Origin of the sequence: Devosia sp. FJ2-5-3, assembly GCF_029201545.1 — a bacterium.
In the GTDB taxonomy this organism is placed as follows: domain Bacteria; phylum Pseudomonadota; class Alphaproteobacteria; order Rhizobiales; family Devosiaceae; genus Devosia.
The window spans coordinates 937204-960240 of the sequence record NZ_CP104007.1 but is presented as its reverse complement, the minus strand read 5'-3'; the positions used below and the strand labels follow the sequence as shown (position 1 = coordinate 960240).

21 protein-coding genes are annotated in these 23037 nt (G+C 63.2%); 8 read left to right on the top strand and 13 right to left on the bottom strand.

Going from position 1 to position 23037, the window contains the following annotated elements:
• Nucleotides 1–27 precede the first annotated feature (27 nt).
• From N0P34_RS04685 to N0P34_RS04660, 6 genes are read left to right on the top strand one after another with little or no spacing between them, the layout of a single operon-like run.
• Nucleotides 28–531, top strand: coding sequence for an acyltransferase (locus N0P34_RS04685; protein WP_275605853.1), 504 nt, complete (start codon nucleotides 28–30; stop codon nucleotides 529–531).
• Nucleotides 528–1565, top strand: a complete 1038-nt coding sequence (locus N0P34_RS04680) for a Gfo/Idh/MocA family oxidoreductase (protein WP_275605852.1) — start codon at nucleotides 528–530, stop codon at nucleotides 1563–1565. Before N0P34_RS04685 ends, N0P34_RS04680 begins: the two co-directional genes overlap by 4 nt.
• Complete coding sequence (locus N0P34_RS04675) at nucleotides 1562–2665, top strand: DegT/DnrJ/EryC1/StrS family aminotransferase (protein ID WP_275605851.1); 1104 nt, start codon at nucleotides 1562–1564, stop codon at nucleotides 2663–2665. Before N0P34_RS04680 ends, N0P34_RS04675 begins: the two co-directional genes overlap by 4 nt.
• On the top strand, nucleotides 2649–3326 hold the full coding sequence (locus N0P34_RS04670) for an acyltransferase (protein WP_275605850.1): 678 nt from the start codon (nucleotides 2649–2651) through the stop codon (nucleotides 3324–3326). The genes N0P34_RS04675 and N0P34_RS04670 overlap by 17 nt, the downstream gene beginning before the upstream one ends.
• 20 nt (nucleotides 3327–3346) lie before the next feature.
• Complete coding sequence (locus N0P34_RS04665; RefSeq protein WP_275605849.1) at nucleotides 3347–4321, top strand: NAD-dependent epimerase/dehydratase family protein; 975 nt, start codon at nucleotides 3347–3349, stop codon at nucleotides 4319–4321.
• Nucleotides 4318–5481: a DegT/DnrJ/EryC1/StrS family aminotransferase gene (locus N0P34_RS04660; protein ID WP_275605848.1), complete on the top strand. Its 1164-nt coding sequence runs from the start codon at nucleotides 4318–4320 to the stop codon at nucleotides 5479–5481. The genes N0P34_RS04665 and N0P34_RS04660 overlap by 4 nt, the downstream gene beginning before the upstream one ends.
• A gap of 55 nt (nucleotides 5482–5536) precedes the next feature.
• Here the strand turns inward: N0P34_RS04660 and N0P34_RS04655 are convergent, their stop codons facing one another.
• The gene (locus N0P34_RS04655) at nucleotides 5537–7072 is read right to left on the bottom strand and encodes an O-antigen translocase (RefSeq protein ID WP_275605847.1); all 1536 of its coding nucleotides are present in this window, start codon (nucleotides 7070–7072) and stop codon (nucleotides 5537–5539) included.
• A gap of 366 nt (nucleotides 7073–7438) precedes the next feature.
• Here N0P34_RS04655 and N0P34_RS04650 point away from each other — a divergent pair, with 366 nt between their 5' ends.
• The gene (locus N0P34_RS04650; RefSeq protein ID WP_275605846.1) at nucleotides 7439–8212 is read left to right on the top strand and encodes a response regulator transcription factor; all 774 of its coding nucleotides are present in this window, start codon (nucleotides 7439–7441) and stop codon (nucleotides 8210–8212) included.
• Between the two features lie 123 nt (nucleotides 8213–8335).
• The gene (locus tag N0P34_RS04645) at nucleotides 8336–9094 is read left to right on the top strand and encodes a BTAD domain-containing putative transcriptional regulator (RefSeq protein ID WP_275605845.1); all 759 of its coding nucleotides are present in this window, start codon (nucleotides 8336–8338) and stop codon (nucleotides 9092–9094) included.
• Between the two features lie 85 nt (nucleotides 9095–9179).
• Here the strand turns inward: N0P34_RS04645 and lhgO are convergent, their stop codons facing one another.
• The 12 genes from lhgO to N0P34_RS04585 form a co-directional block, all read right to left on the bottom strand.
• Entirely contained in the window at nucleotides 9180–10379 is a 1200-nt protein-coding gene (gene lhgO, locus N0P34_RS04640) for an L-2-hydroxyglutarate oxidase (protein ID WP_275605844.1), read from the bottom strand.
• 52 nt (nucleotides 10380–10431) lie between these two features.
• The gene (gene rfbD, locus N0P34_RS04635; protein WP_275605843.1) at nucleotides 10432–11325 is read right to left on the bottom strand and encodes a dTDP-4-dehydrorhamnose reductase; all 894 of its coding nucleotides are present in this window, start codon (nucleotides 11323–11325) and stop codon (nucleotides 10432–10434) included.
• Entirely contained in the window at nucleotides 11322–12386 is a 1065-nt protein-coding gene (gene rfbB, locus N0P34_RS04630) for a dTDP-glucose 4,6-dehydratase (RefSeq protein WP_275605842.1), read from the bottom strand. Before rfbB ends, rfbD begins: the two co-directional genes overlap by 4 nt.
• Nucleotides 12383–12958, bottom strand: a complete 576-nt coding sequence (gene rfbC / locus N0P34_RS04625; protein ID WP_275605841.1) for a dTDP-4-dehydrorhamnose 3,5-epimerase — start codon at nucleotides 12956–12958, stop codon at nucleotides 12383–12385. The genes rfbB and rfbC overlap by 4 nt, the downstream gene beginning before the upstream one ends.
• A complete protein-coding gene (gene rfbA, locus N0P34_RS04620) occupies nucleotides 12955–13833 on the bottom strand; it encodes a glucose-1-phosphate thymidylyltransferase RfbA (protein WP_275605840.1) in 879 nt (292 codons plus the stop codon). Before rfbA ends, rfbC begins: the two co-directional genes overlap by 4 nt.
• Nucleotides 13834–14525: 692 nt before the next feature.
• Nucleotides 14526–15641 (bottom strand): anhydro-N-acetylmuramic acid kinase, encoded by a 1116-nt coding sequence (locus N0P34_RS04615; protein WP_275605839.1) that lies wholly within the window; start codon nucleotides 15639–15641, stop codon nucleotides 14526–14528.
• Between the two features lie 11 nt (nucleotides 15642–15652).
• Complete coding sequence (locus N0P34_RS04610; RefSeq protein ID WP_275605838.1) at nucleotides 15653–16648, bottom strand: serine hydrolase domain-containing protein; 996 nt, start codon at nucleotides 16646–16648, stop codon at nucleotides 15653–15655.
• The gene (locus N0P34_RS04605; RefSeq protein ID WP_275605837.1) at nucleotides 16648–18372 is read right to left on the bottom strand and encodes an ABC transporter ATP-binding protein; all 1725 of its coding nucleotides are present in this window, start codon (nucleotides 18370–18372) and stop codon (nucleotides 16648–16650) included. The genes N0P34_RS04610 and N0P34_RS04605 overlap by 1 nt, the downstream gene beginning before the upstream one ends.
• Complete coding sequence (locus N0P34_RS04600) at nucleotides 18369–19208, bottom strand: ABC transporter permease (RefSeq protein ID WP_275605836.1); 840 nt, start codon at nucleotides 19206–19208, stop codon at nucleotides 18369–18371. The genes N0P34_RS04605 and N0P34_RS04600 overlap by 4 nt, the downstream gene beginning before the upstream one ends.
• Nucleotides 19208–20167, bottom strand: a complete 960-nt coding sequence (locus tag N0P34_RS04595; protein WP_275605835.1) for an ABC transporter permease — start codon at nucleotides 20165–20167, stop codon at nucleotides 19208–19210. The genes N0P34_RS04600 and N0P34_RS04595 overlap by 1 nt, the downstream gene beginning before the upstream one ends.
• An 84-nt stretch (nucleotides 20168–20251) precedes the next feature.
• Nucleotides 20252–21769 (bottom strand): ABC transporter substrate-binding protein, encoded by a 1518-nt coding sequence (locus N0P34_RS04590; RefSeq protein WP_275605834.1) that lies wholly within the window; start codon nucleotides 21767–21769, stop codon nucleotides 20252–20254.
• A 204-nt stretch (nucleotides 21770–21973) separates the two neighbouring features.
• On the bottom strand, nucleotides 21974–22954 hold the full coding sequence (locus N0P34_RS04585; protein ID WP_275605833.1) for a M23 family metallopeptidase: 981 nt from the start codon (nucleotides 22952–22954) through the stop codon (nucleotides 21974–21976).
• Nucleotides 22955–23037 lie beyond the last annotated feature (83 nt).

The window sequence follows — 23037 nt, the reverse complement described above, 5'->3', positions numbered from 1 at the left end:
CCACTCTGCCGGCGAGAGGGCAAGACCATGATGCAGCAGGTGACGATGGGTGAGGGCGTGGTGATCTACCAGCCCGACCTGGTCAATCTCTACGGCTGCACGATCGGCAATAATAGTCGCGTCGGCAGCTTCGTCGAAGTCCAGATAAACGCAGTCATCGGCCAGAACTGCAAGATCTCCAGCCACTCCTTCATTTGTGAAGGCGTGGTCATAGAGGATGGGGTCTTCATCGGCCACGGCGTGATGTTCACCAATGATCTCTACCCGCGCGCCACCACGGAAGATGGTGCGCTGCAGGGTGCCGGAGATTGGTCGGTCGTCCCCACCAGGGTCTGCCGCAACGCCTCGATCGGCAGCAATGCCACAATTCTGGCCGGCATCATTATCGGCGAAGGCGCCCTGATCGGCGCCGGCTCCGTCGTCACGCGCGATGTCGCGCCGGGCGAAACAGTCGCCGGCGTTCCGGCGAGGCCCACGCGCCGGCAAGCCCACACCTCTCCCCTGCCCCACCAACAAGAGCTTCGAACATGATCGGCATCGGTGTCATTGGCTACGGATATTGGGGCCCCAATCTGGTCCGCAATTTCTCCGACATTCCCACCGTCGATTTGCGCTGGGTCTGCGATCTACAGACCGAACGCCTCGCCCGGCTGCGCTCGCGCTATCCGGCCGTCCAGATCACCGAAGACATGGCTGATGTCCTCAACGATCCCAAGGTCGACGCCGTCGCCATCGCCACCCCCGTCTCCAGCCATTTCGAGCTGGCCATGAAGTGCCTCAAGGCCGGCAAGAGTGTCTTTGTCGAAAAGCCCATCACCGCCACTGCCGAACAGGCGCGGCGCCTCATTGATGAAGCCGACCGGCGCGGCCTCGTCGTCGCCGTGGACCACACCTTCATCCACACCGGCGCGGTCAAGAAACTGCGCGACATCATCCAGAATGATCTGGGCGAGCTCTATTATTACGACTCCGTCCGCGTGAACCTCGGCATCTTCCAGCACGACGTCAGCGTCATGTGGGACCTCGCCGTCCATGATCTCTCGATCATGGATTTCGTCATTGGCGCCCAGCCCGTCGCCGTCTCGGCGCTCGGCATGTCCCACATCGAGGGCTCGCCTGAGAACATCGCCTATCTCAACCTGCATTACGACTGCAAGTTGATGGCCCATATCCACGTCAACTGGCTGGCCCCGCTCAAAGTCCGCCGGACCCTGGTCGGTGGCAGCCGCAAGATGGTCGTCTATGACGATCTCGAGCCCAGCGAAAAGATCAAGATCTACGATCGCGGCCTCACCATTGATCCCATGGCCCCCAAGGCTGGCGAGCGCCGCAACCAGATGCGCATCGGCTACCGGGCCGGCGACATGTCCGCCCCCCAGCTCGACATCACCGAGGCCCTCGGCTCGGAACTGGCAGAATTCGTGTCCTGCGTCGAACGCGGCACCAAACCCATCGCCGACGGCGCCGCCGGTCTGCGCGTCGTCACAATTCTCGAAGCCGCGACCCAGTCGATGGCCCAAGGCGGCTCGATTGTCGAACTCGCCCGCGAAAAGGTGTTCTCATGATCCCGTTTCTAGACCTCCGGGCGCAATACGCCCTCATCCAGCAACAGATCGAAAGCGCGGTCACCAATGTCCTGCGCTCCGGCCATTATGTGCTGGGCGATGAGGTGAAGGCCTTCGAAGAAGAGTTCGCCACCTATTGCGGCACCCGCCACGCCATCGCCGTCAATACCGGCACCAGCGCGCTGCACCTGGCCTTGCTCGCCGCGGGCATCAAGGCCGGCGACGAGGTCATCACTACCCCCTTCACCTTCATCGCCTCGGCCGCCGCCATCCGCTATATCGGTGCCCGCCCGGTTTTCGTCGATATCGATCCGAAAACCTTCAACATCGACCCCAACCAGATTGAGCGCGCCATCACCCCGCGCACCAAGGCCATCCTGCCCGTCCATCTCTACGGGCAGATGGCGCCGATGAACGACATCCTCATCATCGCCGCCCGCCACGGCCTCGCCGTCATCGAAGATGCCTGCCAGGCCCATGGCGCCGAATATGATCGCCAGCGTGCCGGCAGCATCGGTGTATCCGGCTGCTTCAGTTTCTATCCGGGCAAAAACCTCGGCGCCTATGGCGAGGGCGGCATCGTCGTTACCAGCAATGACGAGCAGGCGCGAAAAATCCGCATGCTCCGCGACTGGGGCCAGGAGCGCCGCTACCACCACGTCATGGAAGGCTATAACTACCGCATGGATGCCATCCAGGGCACCATATTGCGGGTAAAGCTGCGCCAGCTCGAGGCCTGGACCGAAGCCCGCCGCGCCCGCGCCCGCCTCTACACCAAACTGCTCGCCGGCTCCGATGTCATCGCTCCGCTCGAAATGGAGGGCAATCGGCACGTCTGGCACATTTTCGCCGTCCGCTCCGCCGACCGCGATGGATTGCGCGCCCGGCTCCAGCACGATGGCATCGAGACCGGCCTCCATTATCCGGTCCCCGTCCATCTTCAGCCCGCCTATGCCGATCTCGGCTACCAGCGCGGCGATTTCCCTCAGACCGAAGCGGCGGCGGACAGCGTGCTGTCGCTCCCCATCTATCCCGAACTCTCCGAGCGCGATGTCGCCTTCATCGCCGACGCAGTGAGGCAAGATGTCTACGCTGCTTGAAGAACCCACCCAGAGCCGCACCGTCGCCGCCATTCACGGCCGCAACACCAGCCAGAGCGACCCCGCCTTCGAGGCCGGCTTTGCCGAATGGCTCGAGACCCACTATGGCGACCATCTCCTCGACGCCTATGCCCGCTTCGCCACCGGCGACGGCAAGCTCGACGCGATGATGCGAAAACTGCTCTTCAAGGCCGGCGCCCGCTCCTGCGGCTCGGGCCTGCAGGTGGGTAGCCAGGTCGGCTTCAAGCATCTCGAAACCTTCGAGATCGGCACCAATGTCTTCATCGGGGCCGGCGCCTATATCCAGGGCCGGTTCGACGGCCATTGCAAGATCGGCAATCAGGTCTGGATCGGCCCGCAGGCCTATTTCGACGCCCGCAATCTCGAGCTCGGCGATCACGTCGGCTGGGGCCCCGGCGCCAAAGTGCTGGGCTCGCAACATACGGGCCTGCCCACTGATGTCCCGGTCATCGCGACCGATCTCGAAATCAAGCCGGTCCGCATCGGCGCGGGCGCCGATATCGGCACCAATGCCACCATCCTGCCCGGCGTCACCATTGGCGAAGGCGCCATCATCGGCGCCGGTGCCGTCGTCAACACCGACATCCCCGCCTACACCGTGGCCGCCGGCGTCCCCGCCCGCGTGCTGCGCAAGCGCTGAACCAGAAGGATTTCCATCACATGAGAGGCAAGCGCATTCTGATCACTGGCGGCGCGGGGCTGATCGGCTCCCACATCGCCGATCTCGTGGCCCGGCAAGACCCCACCGAGATCGTCATCCTCGACAATTTCGTGCGCGGCCGGCTCGACAATCTCGACGAAGCCCGGCGGCTTGCCAATATCACCATTGTAGAGGGCGATATTCGCGACACCGCCAAAGTGGCCGAGACCATGGCCGGGATCGACATCCTCTTCCATCAGGCTGCGATCCGCATCACCCAATGCGCCGAGGAACCGCGCCTCGCCCATGACGTTCTCGCCACCGGCACGTTCAACGTGCTCGAAGCGGCCGTGAATGCCGGGGTGAAAAAAGTTGTCGCCGCCTCATCGGCCTCCGTACTGGGCGCAGCCGACATCTTCCCCACCACCGAAGAGCACCATTCCTACAACAACCGCACCATTTACGGCGCCGCCAAGGTCTATAACGAAGCCCTGCTGCGCAGCTTCAACGAGATGCGGGGCCTCAATTATGTCGCCCTGCGTTATTTCAACGTCTACGGCCCACGCATGGACGTGCATGGCGCCTATACCGAGGTGCTGATCCGCTGGATGGAACGCATCGCCTCGGGCCTGCCGCCCATCATCATGGGCGACGGCACCCAGACCATGGATTTCGTCCATGTCCGCGACATCGCCCGCGCCAATATGCTGGCCGCCCAATCCGAGGTCAGCGACGAAGTCTTCAACGTCGCCAGTGGCAGCGAAATCAGCCTGCGCGATCTGGCCCAGCTTCTCCTCGATGTCATGGGCTCGTCCCTGACGCCCATCCATGAGCCGGCCCGCAAGGTGAACCCCGTGCCGCGGCGTCTGGCCTCCACCGAAAAAGCCGCTCGCGACATTGGCTTTACCACCCAGATTTCCCTTGAAGCCGGCATGGCCGATCTCGTCTCCTGGTGGCAGGCCAGCCGCATGGCGCAGCGGAGTGAAGTGGCATGAACAAGCCCATGCGCCAGCTCCCCGTAGCCCGCCCGATCCTCGGCGAAGAAGAAGCCGAGGCCACCCGCCGCGTCATCCTCTCCGGCTGGGTCACGCAAGGTCCGGAAGTCGCCCGCTTCGAGGAAGAATTCGCCGCCTATGTCGGCGCCCCCCACGCCTGCGCCGTCTCCAATTGCACGACGGCGCTGCACATGGCGCTCATCGCCATCGGCATCCAGCCGGGCGACGAAATCATCACCGTCAGCCATTCCTTCATCGCCACCGCCAATGCCATTCGCTATTGCGGCGCCGTCCCGGTCTTTGTCGACATTGCTGAACGCAGCTTCAACATCGACCCGGAAAGAATCGCCGCCGCGATAACGCCGCGCACCAAGGCGATCCTCTGCGTCCACCAGCTCGGCATGCCCTGTGACCTCGCCCCCATCATGGCCATCGCCGCCGAACACGGCCTGAAAGTCATCGAGGACGCCGCCTGCGCTTCGGGCAGCGAAATCCTGGTCGACGGCGACTGGCAGCGCATTGGCCGCTGCCACGCCGACATCGCCTGCTTCTCCTTCCATCCGCGCAAAGTCATCACCACCGGCGATGGCGGCATGCTGACCACGCGCAACCCGGACTATGACCGGCACTTCCGCCTCCTCCGCCAGCACGCCATGAGCGTGCCGGACACGGTGCGCCACGGCGCGGCCAAGGTGATCTTCGAAAGCTACGAGACCCTGGGCTATAATTACCGCATGACCGACGTCCAGGCCGCGATCGGACGCGTCCAGCTGGCTCGGCTCCCCGAAATTCTCTCGCGCCGCCGGTTCCTCGCCGCCCTCTACACCACCCGGCTTTCCGCCCTCGACATCGCGCCACCGGCCGAGCCCAATTGGGCCCGCAGCAATTGGCAGAGCTATTGCGTAACGCTCCCCGAGCGCGCCGATCAAATCGAAATTATGCAGGCCCTGCTCGACCGCAATATTTCCACCCGGCGCGGTGTCATGAACACCCACCTTGAACCGGCTTATGCACACGCCGGCAGCTTCCGCACCTCGGGCGACCTCGCCAATTCCGAGCGGGCGCAGAACCGTTCGGTCATCCTGCCGCTTTTCGTGCAGATGAGCGAAGACGATGTGCACTATGTCGTTGATGAACTCGCCGCGGCCCTCGCCGCCTAGAACCCTCAGCTGCCTTGGCCGTGGCACACCGCCGTTCTTCGGAACGGCGGTTTTTTTATGCCGCCTCGGGCTGATGACCCAGCACGCGATAGACCAGCGGGCGCGCCAGCGAGGGTATCCATTTCTGCGGAATGATGCGGATCAGCTGGCCGAGGGACATCCAGCAGGCCACCGCCGTCACGCCGAGGCCAATAAGGACACCACCGAGGGGTGAAAGAAATTCCGCCGCGCCAAGCGCCACGATCGTCTGCAAGACCAGCAGCCCGGCCAGCTGCAGATTTTCCCCCGACCATACAAAGCCCGTGAGCCTGCCCACCAGCACCGCGATCAGCACGCCATGCCAGAGATAGAGCCCGGCAAAGGCGATGCCCGCACCCGCAACCCCGATGGTGTTGACGAGAAAATAGGCCAGCCCGACATGCACCGCTGTCGCCGCCACTTCCGTCCAGAAGAACATCGCCTGCTTGCCCTTGGCAAGGATCAGATAGCCCATCGGCCAGGCCATGACGCGCAACAGCATCCCCAGGCACAGCCAGCGCAGGACCGGCACGGCATCGGCAAAAGCGCTTGAATAGAACAGCGTGATCACGATTGGGGAGAGCGCGATTGTGGCCAGCAGGCCCGGCCCCGCCAGCAACATGCTGACCCGAGCCTGCTCGTTGACGAGCCGGTTCGCCGCCTCATGGTCCTCGGCCAGCCCCGATAGCCTTGGATAGAAATCGGTCCCCATCGCCTGGAGGATGAACCCCACATAGATCCCGCCCAGCGCCCAGGCCGCCTGGTAGTTCCCCGCCGCCTCGACGCCATCGTGCTGCACGATCAGCACGCGAATGACCAGGGCCGCCCCGGCGGTGAGGATTCCGCTGGCCATGAAGGCGAAACCGAGCCCCAGCAGCATGCGCGTCTCGGCGCTGAACGAAGATAAGGTCAGCACAATTTTGGGCAGGATCACCTTGCGGCCATACCAGATCGCCGCGAGCCAGGATGTAAGGGCCATCGCCACCAGCGACCACACCACCCCGGCCTCGCCGAGGAAATAGACCAGCACGATGGCGACAATCGTATTGAGCACGGCCCCCAGCACGGTCATCCGCGCCAAATCGCCCATGCGCCGATTGCCCTGGAGGATCGCAAAGGGCGAACCGGCGATGATCCGCAGAAAGAGCGCGGCGCTCAGAAGTCCGATCGCCGGCGCGTTCGCCTCATCCCCAAAGGTCAGCAGCGAAACCGGACCCGACAGCATAAAGAGCAGGACGGCCCCAACGATCCCGAGCAGCAGGGATAGCCGCGTGATGGTCTGCGCCACTATGGCGATCCGCGCACTGTCGCCTTCTGCGACCGAGACGGCCACCTGCCGGACGCCGCTGGATTGCACGCCCATCCCGGCAATACCGGCGCCCAGATCAAGGATCACATTATAGAGACCGAAGAGTCCGACGCCATTTGGCCCCAGCAATACAGCCAATACTTTTATCCGTAGAATAGAAAGACCAATGCTGATCAGCTGGGACAGGCCGATCACCGACATGGATCGGATAATGTCGCCATAGCGCCGGCTCTGCTCGCCGTGTTCCTGCTCCGCCGCGCTCATGCGATCACTCCAAGACTGGTCCGCTTGCTATCTTGCTGGCCTGCAAGAGATCGGCAATCGACCACGACTTGGCTTTTCGGCGGCCCTCTACATCTTCCTGGTTACACAGCCTCGACCGAACCCCATCGCACTCCCACGGGCCGAACTTGCGTCGTGCGAATCGCTTTGCGCCGCCTCCAAATGCCTTTGGTTAAGTATTCGTAACCCGAACGATCTGGGTGGCCTAGGGCGGCGAGGCCGAACTAAATCGAACGCCGCCAACCGTTTGAACTATTTGAAGAAAACTTGAAACGAGTCACGCACGAGTCACGCCACCTGTGTTCAGTTCGCTATATAAGTAGTTCTACGTTCCACATGGGGGAAAAGATGGTCGAACCATCCAACGTCGAAGAGAGTGGTGCATACGCTTTTTGGCAAAATACAACAATGCCAAACACTGGAAAAACCGGAATACTTATCCTCGCGGATACCGGTGTAGCATTCCAGAGTTTGCTCAACTCGATGCAAAAATGCTTTCCGACAGTGCAAATCGTGCTGTCCAGCCAGATACCAGACGATGACAATGCACAATTCGAGCCACGGCTAATTCTGATCGATGCATTTGCATTCCGCAGTGTTTCGACCATGATGGGGGAATGCCGGGAGAAATATCCAGATGCCCAGATCGCACTCATGGTAGAAGGAGGTTGGAATGAAGACCCGGCGCTTCGGGCCGTTGTGGCAGAACGCGCCATCCAGGGACTTGTCCCTTTCAATCTGCCGATCAACGTTTGGTTGGCCACTATTTGGCTGTTACTGAACGGCGGGGAATACTTCCCCCATGTTGTCTCTCCGAGGTCTGCCGCGCGCGGTTTCCTCTCGCGTCGTGGGCCGAGCAATTCTTCCGATCCGCATGCGGATTCGGCCGGAGTGCTCTCTTCACGCGAGGCGGAAGTTCTCGAGCTGATGTCGGACGGGCTGCAGAACAAGATCATCGCCTCCAAGATGGCCTTGTCCGAGCACACGGTTAAAGTCCACGTGCACAACATTATTCGCAAGCTCAAGGTGCACAATCGCACCCAGGCCGCTGCGGTTTTCCGGTCTCTGGATCGCCGCCCTCTCTATGATTCACCTTCTATTCGCGCTTCTGCATCAGTATGATACACTGAGCATGCAACATCGGTGTGCCAACATGAGATGAAGAACTTTACGGAGATGATCGTGCGCCGGGGGGCGGACTAGATCAAACCCCTTAATAATAATCTAACGCGGGTCGTTAAGGTTATGCGCGAAATTACCGACATATCTCCGAAGGTTACTATCCGACTACTTGGTGACTGCAACGTATTCTGCTCGGGAAAGATCGTATACCCAACTTTCCACTTTCTACGCATATTAGCCTACCTCATCATCGAAGGTCGGGGGCAGCCGATCTCTCGCAGGCGCATAGCCAATCTGATTTGGTCCGAAGGTGCATCGGAACAGGTCAGCGCCGATGTCCGCCAGGCCGTAGCGCGCATCCGCCGCTTTCAGCAGGAGCATGATTTCCAGCTGCTGACGAGCGACGCCAACATGGTCTGGTTGACGAGGGAGGACCACGTCTACACCGATCTGATCGAGTTTCGCGAGCTTATCGCGACGCCCGGCCCAAGGGCATGGGTCCGCCTCTGCGAGATTTATGGCGGAGACCTGCTGGGAGGGCACAAGCCGGCCGGCCAGGGCTTTGAGGAATGGCTCGACCACCATCGCACGGCCCTGCGTTTCGACTTCATCAACGCCATCTCGCAGGCAGTGCTGCCGACCAGCCTTCTCACCCATCAGGAGCGGCATTTCTGCGCCACGCGCCTGCTCGACGAAGACCCCTTCCACGAGGGCGCACACCGTGCCCTCATGTACGAGGCGGCGCTCAATGGCGATTACACCCTGCTCCGGCATGTCTATGAGGAATGCCGCAATCTGCTCAATCGTGAGTTGGGGGTCAACCCGACCGCCGAGACGGTCGCATTCTACAAAAGCCTTTTGAGCCGGGCCCCGGCGACCTAGAGCGTTTCCAGGAAAAGGGGACATCGCTTTTTCGCTTTGGAAGCGCGACATTTCATAGCGCCAGCGATGCGGTGAAATGCTCCAGTCAGTCCCGGAGCCGGCTGAGCAGGCGCTCGGCGATGTAGTCCCCGATGGGGAGGGACGACGTCGCCGCCGGCGATGGCGCGTTGCACACATGCAGCATCCGCGCTGTCTCCAGCATCAGGAAATCCTGCACCATGGTCCCATCCTTGCGCACCGCCTGCGCGCGAATGCCGGCGGGCATCGGCGTCAGATCCGACAGCTGCAATTGCGGGCAATATTTCCGGCAGGCCGCGAGGTAGCGGCTGGCAAAGACACTATTGCCCATCTCGTCCAGCCCCGATTTCATGTTCTTTCCGATCAGCCGCCAGAAGCCGCCGAACCGCGCTTCGTCAACCAGATCGCGCAGGGAGATCGAGCCCTTGCCATATCCCTCCCGCGCCAGTCCCAGCACGGCATTGGGCCCGAGGCTGATCCCCCCATCGATCATCGGCGTCAGATGGATGCCTAGAAAGGGCAGATCCGGGTCCGGCACCGGATAGATCATGGCATTGACCAGCCCCTGCCGATGCGCCGGCAGCCGGTAATATTCTCCGCGGAACGGCACGATGGCGAAATCCACCTCGAGCCCCGCCATGCGCGCCACCCGGTCCGATTGCAGCCCCGCGCAGGCCACCAGCGCCGAACTGGTAAAGCTCCTGTCGCCCAGATCCACCTCTACGCAGGCTGCCCGTTCGCTGATCCCCCTAGGGGTCGCCCCCATCGCGATTTCCCCCCCGCCCGCCCGCACATCGGCGGCGAACGCCAACAGGATCTCCCGATAGCTCACGATCGCCGATGCGGGCACATGCAGCGCGCTCAACCCTGTGATAGCCGGCTCCATCTGCCCGATTTGAGGGCCCGTCAGCGCCTCCACCGGGATCCCGTGGATGCCCGCCCGCTGCTCCAGTGCCCTCAGGCGCTCGACCTCGAGCTCAGATGTCGCGACGATGAGCTTGCCGCGCTCTTCGAAAGCAATTCCCCTGGCCCGGCAATACTCCTTGGTCCTTTGCATCCCGGCTCGGCAGAGCCGTGCCTTGAGGCTCCCCGGCGTATAATAAATCCCGGAATGGATGACCCCCGAATTGCGCCCCGTCTGGTGGCGCCCGAGTTCATCTTCCTTTTCGAGGACGATCAGCTTCGCGCCCGGCCATTCAGCCAGGAGCGCACGCGCCGTCGCGAGCCCGACAATGCCCCCGCCAATGACACAAAGATCGTAATGCATCCCGGCCCTCCCCCCCAGACCGCCCGCAGGGTTTCCCAGCCGCCGAGTGGCGTCAATGGGCCGGCAATGAAGCCATCTCGCCGGCGATGCGCTGGGTGACTTCGGTCGCACTCTGCTGCCAGGATGGCATGGCCCAGCTGAACCGACGCTCGAACAGGCTCGAATTGAGCGGCGAGGCGATCGGTCGTTGCGCCGCCGCCTTGTAGTCGTCCCCCGAAATGTCCACCACGTCTGCCCAGGGCCCGCCAATGGCGCGGCTAGCTGCATACACGTGCCGCGCCAGGCCCGCCCAGCTGGTGCTGCCCCGGCAGGTCAGGTGGTAAAGCCCGTAATGATGTTCATCCAGCCGGTCGACGAGATGGAGAATGGCGTCGGCCACGTCCAGCATCGAGGTCGGCGATCCATATCGGTCCCCCACCACGTTCACCGTCTTCTTGGTCGTCGCCAGATTGAGCATGGTGCGGATGAAATTGCTGCCATAGGGGCTGTGTGCCCAGGCCGTCCGCAGGATGACGTTCCGCGGATTTGCCGCAGCGACCGCCAGCTCCCCGGCATATTTGGATAAGCCATAAGCGCCGAGCGGCGAGGCTGGATCGGTTTCGTCATAGGTCTTGCCCTTGTCGCCGGCAAAGACATAATCGCTCGAAATATGCACCACGCTGGCGCCCACGCGCTCCGCCGCCGCCGCCAATGCGCCCGCTCCGTCGCAATTGATGGCAAAGGCCAGATCCGGCTCGCTCTCCGCCTTGTCGACCCCCGTATAGGCCGCCGCCGAAACCACGATCTCGGGCCGCAGCTGTTCCAGCACGGCGGACAGCGTTTCCGGCCGCAGCAGATCCAGCTCCGGCCGCCCCATGGCGATGAGCTCGACATCCCCGCGCAGCGCGGCCTTTTCCATCAGGCAGCGCGCCAGCTGCCCGCTCCTGCCGCTCACGAGAATTTTCATAGTGCCATGGCCCTGCCGCGGCGCGTCGTGGCCTCGCCCGAGTGCTGCAGCGGCCGCCACCAGCCGGCATTGCCCAGATACCAGTCCACGGTCTTGGCCAGCCCCGTGGTCAGCGTCTCGACCGGCCTCCAGCCCAGCTCCCGCTCGATCTTGCCGATATCCATGGCATAGCGCCGGTCATGTCCCGGCCGGTCGGGCACAAAGGTGATGAGATCGCCGTAAAGGGCGCCATTCGGCCGCGGCACGCGTGCATCTAGCAGCCAGCAGATCGCTTCCACCATGTCGAGATTGGAGCATTCCGCCCGCCCCCCGATATTGTAGCTCTCCCCGATCTTGCCCCGCGCGCTCACCAGCGCGAGCGCCCGCGCATGGTCCTCCACATAGAGCCAGTCGCGCACATTGCTGCCCGTGCCATAGACGGGCAGCTTCTGCTCGGCGAGGGCATTGAGGATCATCAGCGGAATGAGCTTTTCGGGAAAATGATAGGGCCCGTAATTGTTCGAGCAATTGGTCAACACCACCGGCAGGCCATAAGTGTGGTGCCAGGCCCGTGCCAGATGATCCGACGCCGCCTTGGACGCCGAATAGGGCGAGGACGGCGCATAGGGCGTCTCTTCGGAAAACAGGCTCCCGTCAAACGGCAGATCGCCGAAAACCTCGTCGGTCGAGACGTGGTGGAAGCGAAATTCCCGCTGCCCTTTCGGCGACAGTTTCTGCCAATAGGTCAGCGCCGCGTGCAGCAGCACATAGGTGCCCACCACATTGGTTTCTATGAATGTCCCCGGCCCGTCGATCGAGCGGTCGACATGGGTTTCCGCCGCCAGGTGCATGACATGGTCGATCCCGTGCTGTTCGAGCAGCCGGCCGACCAGCGCCCCATCGCAGATATCGCCCCGCACAAAGGTGAAATTGGGCTTGTCCCGCAATCCCCGGATCGACTCCAGATTGCCGGCATAGGTGAGCTTGTCGAGCACCACCACGACATTGCCCGGATCGGACATCAAATGCCTGCACACGGCCGAACCGATAAATCCGGCGCCCCCGGTGACCAAAACCCTCATGCCTGTTCCTCCCGCAGCTCGCTGAGATCGGATACATCCAGCGTCGGCGCCAATCGGTCTTTTTCGGAAAGCTGCATCGCGGACGCATCGACCGGCCAGGCGATGGCAAGGCGCGGATCATCGAACCGGATCGCCCGCTCGTGGTCCCGGCTATAGGGGCGCGAGACTTTGTAGATCACCTCTGTATCCGGCTCGAGCGTCACGAAACCATGGGCATAGCCCGCCGGCACCAGCAATTGGTTCCAGCGTGCTGCCGAAAGCTCGACCCCGATCCAACGGCCGAATGTCGGCGAATTCGGGCGGATATCGGCGGCCACGTCGAAGATCGATCCGCGCACCACGCGCACCAGCTTGTCCTGCGCAAACGGGGCAAGCTGATAGTGCAGCCCGCGCATCACCCCGCGCTGGCGCGACACCGAATGATTGTCCTGAACGAACTGCGTGCGGATTCCGTGGCGCGCGAAGTCGTCCGCATTCCACACCTCGCAGAAACTGCCCCGCTCATCGCCATGCATTTGCGGCTGGATTTCCAGCACGCCGGCAAGGCCCGTCTCGCGAACCGAAATGCTCACAGCGCCAGTTCCCCGATCCGCCGCTTGAGATAGGTGGCGTAGCGCGATGCGCCCAGGCGCCCGGCCCGCTCCATGGCGCGGTCGGCGTCGAGCCAACCCAGTTCGAGCCCGATTTCCTCGAGGCAGGCGATCTGCATGCCCTGCCGCTGCTCGATCGTACGTACAAAGGATGCCGCGTCATGAAGGCTCTCATGCGTGCCGGTATCGAGCCAGGCATAGCCCCGCCCGAGCCGCGCCACATTGAGCAACCCCCGCTGCAGATAGTCATTATTGACCGAGGTAATCTCGAGCTCGCCGCGCGCCGACGGCTTCGTCGCCGCCGCCACCTCCACCACGTCATTGGGATAGAAATAGAGCCCGGTTACCGCCCAGTCGGACTCCGGGAATTCCGGTTTTTCGACGATACGCGCCGCTTTTCCGGTGCACGGGTCGAAGGTGACGACGCCATAACGCTGCGGATCATCCACCTGATAGGCAAAGATCGTCGCGCCGTCATCGCGCGCTGCCGCCGCCTTGGTGAGATCGGCCAGCCCGTCGCCAAAATAGAGATTGTCCCCGAGGATCATCGCCACCGGATCGTCGCCGATGAAATCGCGTCCGATGATGAACGCCTCGGCCAACCCATTGGGCTGGGCTTGCTCGGCATAGGACAGCGCGATCCCGAATTCGCTGCCATCCCCCAGCAGCGCCTCGAAACAGGGCAAATCGCGCGGCGTCGAGATAATGAGGATATCCCTGATCCCGGCCCGCATCAGCACGCTGAGCGGATAATAGACCATGGGCTTGTCGTAGATCGGCAGGATCTGTTTCGAGATCGCCAGCGTCAGCGGATAAAGCCGCGTCCCGCTCCCCCCCGCCAGGATGATACCCTTCACGACCGACCTCCCACACAGCACGAGCCTGCATGGGACCATCAGGGATCACGACAAGAAATCGACCGTCCGGCCAAAGCCCCATAGCCATTGGAGCTATCGGGCACTTCGCGAAGGATGAGCGCACACCCCCAACCCAACCTCCCCCTGAAAAGGGGAGGAGCCGCATAGCGTAAGTGGCAAAAACGCCCCCCACCCACCGGCCCGACTCCCTCCCCCTCGCGGGCTTCGGCGCGTCCGCAGGCAAATCGCTCCAGTGGAGCGATTTGAGCAGAGAAGGCCATGAGAGCTATGCTCGAATGGCTGGCTGGGGTGGGGGGCCAAGAGCACCGTACCCATCACATCAATCGCGCGTGGGACACGAACCTCGAAAACCCGCCGGCCAGTCCCTCCCCCATCTTCACGGGAGGCTAGGAGGGGGTATCCTGCCCGTTTTCCTCAACAGCGCACCAGGCTTCCTCGGGCTCGACCCGAGGGCCAGCGCGAGAGCCCCAGACCGACATCGTGCATTCGGATAGTGACCCTCGGGTCAAGCCCGAGGGCAGCATCTCGCGCGCGGCAACACCGCGTCCATCCCGGCGCATCCACCCACCGGCCCTTCACCCTCCCCCTTGAGGGGAGGGCAGCAAAGCTAGGCCACTTGGCCGTAGCGGCGCTGGGAGGGGGGCTTCCTGTCCTGAACGGATAACGGAGCCCTACCCAACGACCTTCCCGCCCAGCATCGGGTGGGCCACGCCGGTCGTCGTCGGAAAACTGATCGGCAGCCCGCGCACAACCCGCGCCGCCAACAACCCAAAACACTCCGCTTCCACCGCGTCGCCGCGCCAGCCAACACTGTCCGCGTTGACCGCCTCGACCCCGGCCCGCGCGCCGAGCATCTTCATCAGCGTCGGATTGTGCCGTCCGCCACCGGACACGATCAGCCGCGTCGGCCGGCTCGGCAGCAAATCCAGCGCCTTGCCCACCGCGCCGGCCGTAAAGGCCGTCAGCGTTGCCGCCCCGGTCGCATCATCAAGGCCATCGACCATGCTGGCCGGAAAATCAAACCGGTCGAGCGATTTCGGATAGGCCGCCGCGAGATAGTGGTGCTCGAGGAGCTTCGCCAGCCGCGCCTCATCCACCGTTCCGGTCGCCGCCAGCGCCCCGTCCCGGTCCATTTCACCAAGGCCGCGCGCCTTCATGAAGTCGTTGATCGGCGCATTGGCCGGGCCGGTGTCAAACGCCACCAGTACGTCGGCGCCGTCCCAATAGGTCACATTGGCGACCCCACCGAGATTGAGCACGGCCGTGTCCTTGGCGACGCCCAGTTTGCGCAACAGCGCCCGGTGATAGGTCGCGGCCAGAGGCGCGCCCTGCCCGCCCGCCTTCACATCGGCACTGCGGAAATCATAGACCACCTTGGTGCCGAGCATCTCGGCCATCAGCGCCCCGTCGCCCAGCTGGCGCGTATCGCCGATCCGGCCCGGCTGCGGCGCGCGGTGCAACACGGTCTGCCCGTGGAACCCGACAACGCCGATATCGGCCATTTTCATGCCCGATGCCGCGACAAAATCCAGCACTGCCTGGGACTGCGCCTTGGTCAGCGCCGCCTCGGCCCGCGCAAAGATCTCGGGCTCCGGTCCCTCAAAATTCCACGCCCGCGCCGCCGTCAGCGTCTCTTCGAGCAGCGCCCGCACTTCGGAATTGTAGGGCGCCAGCGTATAGGGCCCGAACTCGGCAATGGTCTCGCCATCGGTCTTGAGGATGGCAATGTCGATATTGCCGTCGAGCACGGTGCCGGTCATCAGCCCGATGGTCCAGATCGGTTCCATGGCAAAAATCCTTAACTAGCGTTGATGCAGTCGCTGACAGCGCGACGCAGGGCGAAGATGCCGCTGTCAAAATGGCGGGTGGGATGAACGCGGTTGGTAAGCAGCGTCCAGGAGTGGCCGCGCTCGAAATCGATCCAGAGCCCGGTCCCGGCAAAGCCGGTATGGCCGATCGTATCCTTCGAGGCGAGATCGCCGCCCGACCACCCCTCATAGGGCCGCTCCCAACCATGGGTGCGGCGCCCCGAAAGCGGGGTGCGCATCAGCGTTACCGCCTTGGCGAAATCCCCGGTGGCGCTCAGCGCCGCGTGGCCAAAATCGAGCACGGACGCGACCGTGCCGAAGAGCCCGGCATGCCCGGCCCCCTGCAGCGCCGAGCAGTTCTCGTCATGCACTTCGCCGCAGAGAACGCGTCCCCGCCAGGCGCAGTATTCGGTGGCCGCCGCCGTCTCGGGCTCTGCCCTCCAGGCAAAGCCATTTCGAGGCGCGATGTTGCGGATCGTCGTCCCCGCCAGCCGTTCGATGGCGATACCGAGGAGGATATAGTTGATATCCGAATAGACCGCTGGCCCCGCCGGCCAGTCCCGCTGCAACACAAAGTGGCGCAGCAGATTGGGATCACTCCCATAGGTATAGAGCGGAAACACCCCCGGAAACGGCGTCTGGTGCCCCAGACACTGACGGAAGGTGATTTTGCGCTGCCAATTGTCGGCATTGTACTGGGCAAAATCGGGAATGACCGAGATCAGCGGCGCATCAAGATCGATCGTGCCCGCATCTGCGAGCTCAAGAATCCGAGGCGTCGTGAACAGCACCTTGGTCAGCGAGGCCAGGTCGAACCAGGTCGCTTCCGATATCGGTCGCGACGCCGGCACCTTCTGCGCCTCGCCAATGGCGCGCACCATGCGTTTGCCCGCGCCATCCACATAGCCCAGCACCCCGCCAGGGATCTTCCCGGCGGCAACGGCGTCGGCCAAAAGGCCGAAGGCCCTGTCGAACTTGTCCTGCATCAGCTTTCCAGTCTCGCCTGATGATCGTCACCCACCTCGACCCAGCTGGCGAGTTTTGGCTCATATCCCTTGGGCCGGATCAGCGAGGGCACCGCTGTCGTATCCACGTCATAGCGCTGCCGCCGCCGCTCCATGCCCGGCACGGCTGCGATCAGCCGCTTGGTATAGGAATGGTGCGGCCGCGCCAGCACCGCCTCGGCCGTCCCGATCTCCACCACCTGCCCCGCATACATCACCGCCACGCGGTGCGCGATGCGTTCGACCACGGCCATGTCATGCGAGATGAAGAGATAGGCGAGGCCAAATTCGTGTTGCAGATCAATCAACAGATCGAGCACGCGCGCCTGCACCGACACGTCCAGCGCCGAAACGGCCTCGTCCAGCACCACCACATCCGGGTTGAGCATCAGCGCCCGTGCGATGCAGAGCCGCTGGCGCTGCCCGCCCGAAAACTGGTGCGGATAGCGCTCCAGCGCCTCGGCAGTCAGCCCCACCTTTTCCAGCAGAAACACCATGCGTTCCCGCAGTTTGTCGTCGACGCGCTGGCCCGCCGCAATCGCCGGCTCGGCCATCAGGCTTTCGACATTGAGCCGCGGGTTGAGCGAAGCAAACGGGTCCTGGAACACCATCTGCACCGGCCGGTTCGACTTGCCCGGCGCGGTTTCAATCTTGCCGCGGGTCGCCTCGACCAGCCCGAGAATAGCCCGCGCCGTCGTCGATTTCCCCGAGCCGCTTTCGCCCACAATGGCAAGGGTTTCGCCGGCAACGAGATCGAAATCGACGCCCTCTACGGCGTGGATCGCGCCCTTGTTGCGCGCGAAGAACCCACTCCCGGTTGGGAAACGAACGGTCAAATTCTCGACCGCCACCACCGGCTTACGCTCGCCTGCCGGCTGGTCCCGCCGGATCGAGGTGCCGCCATCGAAATGCGGCACGGCCTTGAGCAGATGCCTGGTGTACTCATGCTGCGGATTGTCGAGCACGTCGTCCGTCGGCCCCTGCTCCACTGCCAGGCCATGCTGCATCACCATGATCTGGTCCGCGATGCCCGCCACCAGCCCCATGTCATGGGTGATGAAGATCATCGCCATGTTGAGCTCGGCCTTGAGTTCGGCCAGCAGCGCCATGATCTGGGCCTGCACCGTCACGTCGAGCGCCGTAGTCGGCTCGTCGGCAATAAGAATGCGCGGATTTCCGGCCAGCGCCATGGCGATCATCACGCGCTGGCGCATGCCGCCCGAGAGCTGGTGCGGATAATATTTGAGCCGCTCCGCCGCATCGGGAATACGCACGCGCTCCAGCGCTTCCTGCGCCGCCTTCCTGGCGTCCGCACCCACAAGCCCGCGATTGAGCCGAAACGCCTCCTCGATCTGCTCGCCGATCGTGTGGACCGGATTGAGCGAGGTCATCGGCTCCTGGAAGATCATGGCGATCTCCCGGCCGCGAATGCCGGTCAATGCGTTTTCGTCCGCCGCGGTAATATCGAGCGTCGTCCCGTCCGGGCGCACCAATTCGATCTGGCCGCCGACAATCCGCCCGCCGCCGAAATCGACGAGACGATTGATCGACAGTGCCGTCACCGACTTGCCCGATCCGCTTTCACCTACGATGGCGAGGGTTTCCCCCGCCTTGAGCGCGAAGCTAACGCCCTTGACCACCGGACTTTCCGCCGCGCCCTTGCCGAAGCCGACGCGCAGATCTCTCACGCTGAGAAGATTGCTCATGACGCTCTTCCCTGTGTCTTGGGATCGAGAATATCGCGCAGGGCATCCCCGAAAAGATTGAAGCCGAGAATACCGAGCATGATGGTCAGCCCCGGGAATGCCAGAAGCCACGGCGCCTGCTGCATGAGGTTACGCGCCTCGCTCATCATCAGCCCCAGCGACGGTGCCGGCGGCTGCGTGCCGAGGCCGAGGAAGCTCAGCCCCGCCTCTGTCAGAAGCGCCCAGGCCAGCGCCAGCGTCACCTGCACGGTCAGCGGCGCGACGAGATTGAGCAGAAGGTGCCGGCTCAGGATATAGCGCTGCGAGCTGCCAAAGGTACGCGCCGCATCGACGAAATCACGGCGCTTCAGCGACAGCGTCGGCCCTCGCACCACGCGGGCAAAGATCGGCGTATAGACCGCGGCGATGGCGATGACGCTGGTCATGGTCCCCGGCCCGACAATGGCGATGATCAACAGCGCGAGGAGGATCGCCGGAAACGCCAGCAGCACGTCCATCGAGCGCATGAACACGCCATCGAGCCACCCGCCCCACCAGCCGGCGAGGAGGCCAATGATGGTCCCGAGCAAGGTCGCAAGACCCACCGAGGCAAAGGCGATGACGAATGACTGCCCGATGCCGGCCATCAGGCGGCTCGCGGCATCGCGGCCAAACAGATCCGTGCCCATGAGATAGGTGCCATTGGGCGGCTTCAGCCGATCCACGCGAAATTGCTGGATCGGATCATGCGGCGTGAAGCCGAAATAACCGCAGATCGCCAGGATCAGATAGACGAGAATAATAGCCGCGCCGATGCGGCCGGTCGGATGGGCCGCGATGGCCTTGAGAATGCGCATCAGCGGGCTCCCAGACGAATACGGGGATCGAGCGCCGCATAGGCAAGGTCCACCAAGAGGTTCACTACGAGGAAGTTGAAGGCGATAAAGAGCACGCATCCCTGCACCAGCGCATAATCACGCTGGCCGATGGCTTCGAGCGTCAGCCGCCCTAGCCCCGGCAGGGCAAAGATCTGCTCGACGATGACGGCGCCACCCAGCAAATAGCCGAATTCCACGCCGCTCAGCGTCACCACCGGAATTAGCGCATTGGGCAGCGCGTGGTGCCAGACGACACTCCGCTTGGGCACGCCCTTGGCGCGCGCCGTGCGGATATAGTCGTCGCTCAGGACGTCGAGCATGGCCGAGCGCGAAATACGCGTCACCGAGGCGGCAAAGGCAAAGCCCAGCGTAATGGCGGGGAAAATCAGCTGCGCCAGATTGGCGACGGGATCGACCCAGAAGGGCACGAAACTGCCCATGGTCGGGATATAGCCGAAATAGACCGACAGCACATAGATGATGAGGAGGCCAACGACGAAACCCGGCGTCGATTGGCCCAGCATGGCAAAGATGCGCACGACGACGTCGGTCGATTTTTCGGCCCGCGTCGCCGCCAGCACACCGGCCGGAATGCCGATCGCCAGCGCGATCACCATGGACATCAGCGCCATCTGCAGCGTCAGCGGAAAGCGCTCGAGGATAATGGTCATGACCGAGCGGCCATGGGTCACCGAGATGCCGAGATCACCCTGCACCACGCCCGTCAGCCAGCGGCCATATTGCACCAGCACCGGCTGGTCGATGCCGAAATACACCGCCAGCGCCTGGCGCTGCGCCGGTGTCAAAAGGCCGGATTCGGTGCCGAGCATGGCGGTGATGGCATCGCCCGGAATCATGCGGATGGAAAAGAACACCAGCAGCGACACGCCGATCAGGATCAGCGGAAATGTCAGCAGCCGTCGCGCCAGATAGTTCATGGCCTAAGGTCCTGAATGAAAGAGTGAAAAGGCCGACCTCTGGCAGGAGGAGGCGGGCCGCAGGGCCCGCCCCAAGATCGGAGATTACTGACCGAGCGTCACCTTGGTGAGGCCGAACAGCGTGCCGGTTGCCGATGGCTCAAAGCCCGAGAGGGTCTTGAGCTGGGCGGTGTAGGTGTTGGAGGTCGAGAGCCACACCCACGGAGCAAGCTCCGTGATGCGCTGTTCGAACTTGGCGAAGATTTCCTTGCGCTTGGCAAGGTCGGTCTCGACACGGCCCTGCTGAAGCAGGCTGTCGATCTCGTCATCGGCGAAGTTGGAAACCTTCTGGAGGTTGCCTTCCTTGGTGAAGTAGCGGTTGTACATCGGGTACGGATCCGCGCGACCACCGTTCTGGGCAACAGCCATGTCGAAATCGCCAGCCAGCCAGCGGTCGACATAGACGGACAGCTCCATCAGTTCGATCTCGAGCTTGACGCCGATTTCAGCCAGCTGGCTCTGCAGCACCTGCGCTTCAGCCGAAGCGACCGGGGGCTCACCGGTGGCGGCGATCACCTTGGCGGTGAAGCCGTCAACGCCGGCCTCGGCCATCAGCGCCTTGGCCTTTTCGATGTCCTGCTCGTAGCAGAAAAGGGTCGAGGGATCGACGGCATAGGCCGGCATGGTCAGGGGACCGGTCACCTTGCCTTCGCCGACCAGCGCCGTGTCGAGCACGTCCTGGCGGTCGACGGCGCAGGAAATCGCCTGACGGACCTTGAGATTGTCCATTGGCGCGCGGGCCGGGTTGAGCTGCAGCACGTTATAGGCGAGGCCCGGAACAGCGTTGAGCTGCAGGTTCGCCTCGTTCGGCACCAGCGTCGCGATCAGCGGATCGTTGATCAGCGCGAAATCGGTCTGGCCGGCGCGGAGCGAAGCCAGGATCGCGGTCTCGTCGGGCAGGACCGAAATGCTGATGCCGTCATAGGCGATTTCGCCGCCGGCCCAGTTCGGGTTAACGCTCAGCTCTTCGCGGGAGTTTGGCTCCCAGCTGTCGAGCACGAACGGGCCAGAGCCCAGCGTCTTGGTGGCGACGGCGCCCTCGGCAATCGCCTTGGCCGGCAGGATGGCGGCGTTGATCGAGGCCATGGCGACCAGGATCGGCGCGTCCGGCTGCGACAGGGTGAACACCACGGTTGCCGGGTCGGTCGCTTCGATGGAGGAGATCGAGAGGAAGTTCGAGCGGGCGACAGCGGCGGTGGCTTCGTCGAGCAGGCGCTCGAACGAGGCCTTCACGTCGTCTGCGGTCACCTGTGCGCCGTCGCTGAACTTTGCGTTCGGATCGAGCTTGAAGGTCAGCGTCAGGCCGTCGTCGGAGAACGACCAGCTCTCGGCAATGGCCGGTACCACGTCGAGCGCGGCATCATGCCGAACCAGCGGCTCATAGATGAGCTCGAGCAGGCGCAGCGACGAAAAGGCCGGCTGGGTGTGCGGGTCGAGACCGGCGGCGTCCTGCGCCCAGGCCATCCGCAGATTTGCAGCCTGCGCCGGCAGCACGACGCCGACACTGGCCACGAGAGCGGCGGTCAGACCGGCGAGCACGGTCCGGGAAAACTTGAAAGTCATGACATCTCCCTTTGAGGTGCGTTGGTGTGCGCCAGCTTGCACCCCGATAGTCCTGGCGCAGCCAGGCGAAACCGTCCCGGCCGTTGAGCCGAGCTTAGGAGGCTTCGCGAGGCCTTGTCGAGAGTGGTATCACAATGGACTGGATTTGATAGCAGATTGGATGTCCAATCCCCTGTCCGTCTACAGCTAAAAAGGCCTGTCGGGTCAGTCTGTTGCCGAGATGGTCTGCCCGGCCTGTGGTTCGCCGCGCTCGACCAATGCCCCATCCGCACGATAATCGTTGAAAAAGGCCGGCAGACCCTCCCCCTCGGCCAGCGTCGGCGTGGTCTGCAAATGCATGTGCAGATGCGGCTCGGAGGTGTTGCCGCTGTTTCCGCACCGGCCCAATTCCTGGCCCGCCGCAATTTCATCGCCTGGCTTGAGCGTAATGCTGCCCTGGCGCATATGCCCCAGAAAGGCGAATTCGCCGTTCCCGAAATCAATGACGACGTGATTGCCGGCGGGATTGCCGGCATCGGTTGCGCCAATGGCATTGTCCGGCAAATCGGCGACAACCGCCGCAATCGTGCCCTTGCCCGGCGACAGGATCGGCTCATCCCAGCAATAATAATTTTCGAGCACGCTGGGGTCGCCCGCATGGGTATTGCCGTCGCGAGAGATCAGCACATCGATGGCAAAACGCTGCGCGCGGTGGACCGCATGATAGTTGGTCTCGAGCGTGCGCCCGCCCCAGACGACAAGCCAATCCCCCTTGAAGGGCAGGGTTAGCTCAGCCTTGGTGTCGTAGTCGAGATAATCGCTTTCGGCCAATTGCGGCTGGGGCTGCACCCGAAAGCCGACAATCTCCCCGTCGGGGCCAATGGCCAGTTCGGTAATGAGCGGCGTCTCCGAAAGGGACCAGCGAGACACCCGGCTATAGACGGAAACATCGCCGATAGCAGTCACATGCTCGCTTAGAATTTCGGTTTCAGCGCCGAACCCGTCCGTCACCCCCTGGTGAAACTGCTCGAGCCCCGCAATATCGCCGAACAGCGCCTGCACCGGCGGGGACATCTCGTCCCACAGCTCCGCAAACTGCCCCGTCACAAACGCCTCTGCCGCCTCCTGCCCCTTTTGCAAGGCCGGCTCCTGCCCGAAGGCGGGCACGGCAAACATCATGGCAAAAACGATTGGTAAAAACCGCATGGGCCAAACCTCCTCTTGTCATTTCAGCATAATGGCCAAAGTGACCGGGATATGACGCCACCTCGCACGCTGAAATTGGTTCG

Bases quoted from the DNA above. Each gene is read 5' to 3' on its own strand.
- lhgO (WP_275605844.1), bottom strand. From the start codon at position 10,379: ATGCATTACGATCTTTGTGTCATTGGCGGGGGCATTGTCGGGCTCGCG.
- N0P34_RS04650 (WP_275605846.1), top strand. From the start codon at position 7,439: ATGGTCGAACCATCCAACGTCGAAGAGAGTGGTGCATACGCTTTTTGG.
- N0P34_RS04595 (WP_275605835.1), bottom strand. From the start codon at position 20,167: ATGAACTATCTGGCGCGACGGCTGCTGACATTTCCGCTGATCCTGATC.
- N0P34_RS04645 (WP_275605845.1), top strand. From the start codon at position 8,336: ATGCGCGAAATTACCGACATATCTCCGAAGGTTACTATCCGACTACTT.
- rfbB (WP_275605842.1), bottom strand. From the start codon at position 12,386: ATGAGGGTTTTGGTCACCGGGGGCGCCGGATTTATCGGTTCGGCCGTG.
- N0P34_RS04615 (WP_275605839.1), bottom strand. From the start codon at position 15,641: ATGGAACCGATCTGGACCATCGGGCTGATGACCGGCACCGTGCTCGAC.
- N0P34_RS04655 (WP_275605847.1), bottom strand. From the start codon at position 7,072: ATGAGCGCGGCGGAGCAGGAACACGGCGAGCAGAGCCGGCGCTATGGC.
- rfbD (WP_275605843.1), bottom strand. From the start codon at position 11,325: ATGAAAATTCTCGTGAGCGGCAGGAGCGGGCAGCTGGCGCGCTGCCTG.
- N0P34_RS04685 (WP_275605853.1), top strand. From the start codon at position 28: ATGATGCAGCAGGTGACGATGGGTGAGGGCGTGGTGATCTACCAGCCC.
- N0P34_RS04585 (WP_275605833.1), bottom strand. From the start codon at position 22,954: ATGCGGTTTTTACCAATCGTTTTTGCCATGATGTTTGCCGTGCCCGCC.
- N0P34_RS04600 (WP_275605836.1), bottom strand. From the start codon at position 19,208: ATGCGCATTCTCAAGGCCATCGCGGCCCATCCGACCGGCCGCATCGGC.
- N0P34_RS04605 (WP_275605837.1), bottom strand. From the start codon at position 18,372: ATGAGCAATCTTCTCAGCGTGAGAGATCTGCGCGTCGGCTTCGGCAAG.
- N0P34_RS04670 (WP_275605850.1), top strand. From the start codon at position 2,649: ATGTCTACGCTGCTTGAAGAACCCACCCAGAGCCGCACCGTCGCCGCC.
- N0P34_RS04660 (WP_275605848.1), top strand. From the start codon at position 4,318: ATGAACAAGCCCATGCGCCAGCTCCCCGTAGCCCGCCCGATCCTCGGC.
- N0P34_RS04680 (WP_275605852.1), top strand. From the start codon at position 528: ATGATCGGCATCGGTGTCATTGGCTACGGATATTGGGGCCCCAATCTG.
- N0P34_RS04590 (WP_275605834.1), bottom strand. From the start codon at position 21,769: ATGACTTTCAAGTTTTCCCGGACCGTGCTCGCCGGTCTGACCGCCGCT.
- N0P34_RS04665 (WP_275605849.1), top strand. From the start codon at position 3,347: ATGAGAGGCAAGCGCATTCTGATCACTGGCGGCGCGGGGCTGATCGGC.
- N0P34_RS04675 (WP_275605851.1), top strand. From the start codon at position 1,562: ATGATCCCGTTTCTAGACCTCCGGGCGCAATACGCCCTCATCCAGCAA.
- N0P34_RS04610 (WP_275605838.1), bottom strand. From the start codon at position 16,648: ATGCAGGACAAGTTCGACAGGGCCTTCGGCCTTTTGGCCGACGCCGTT.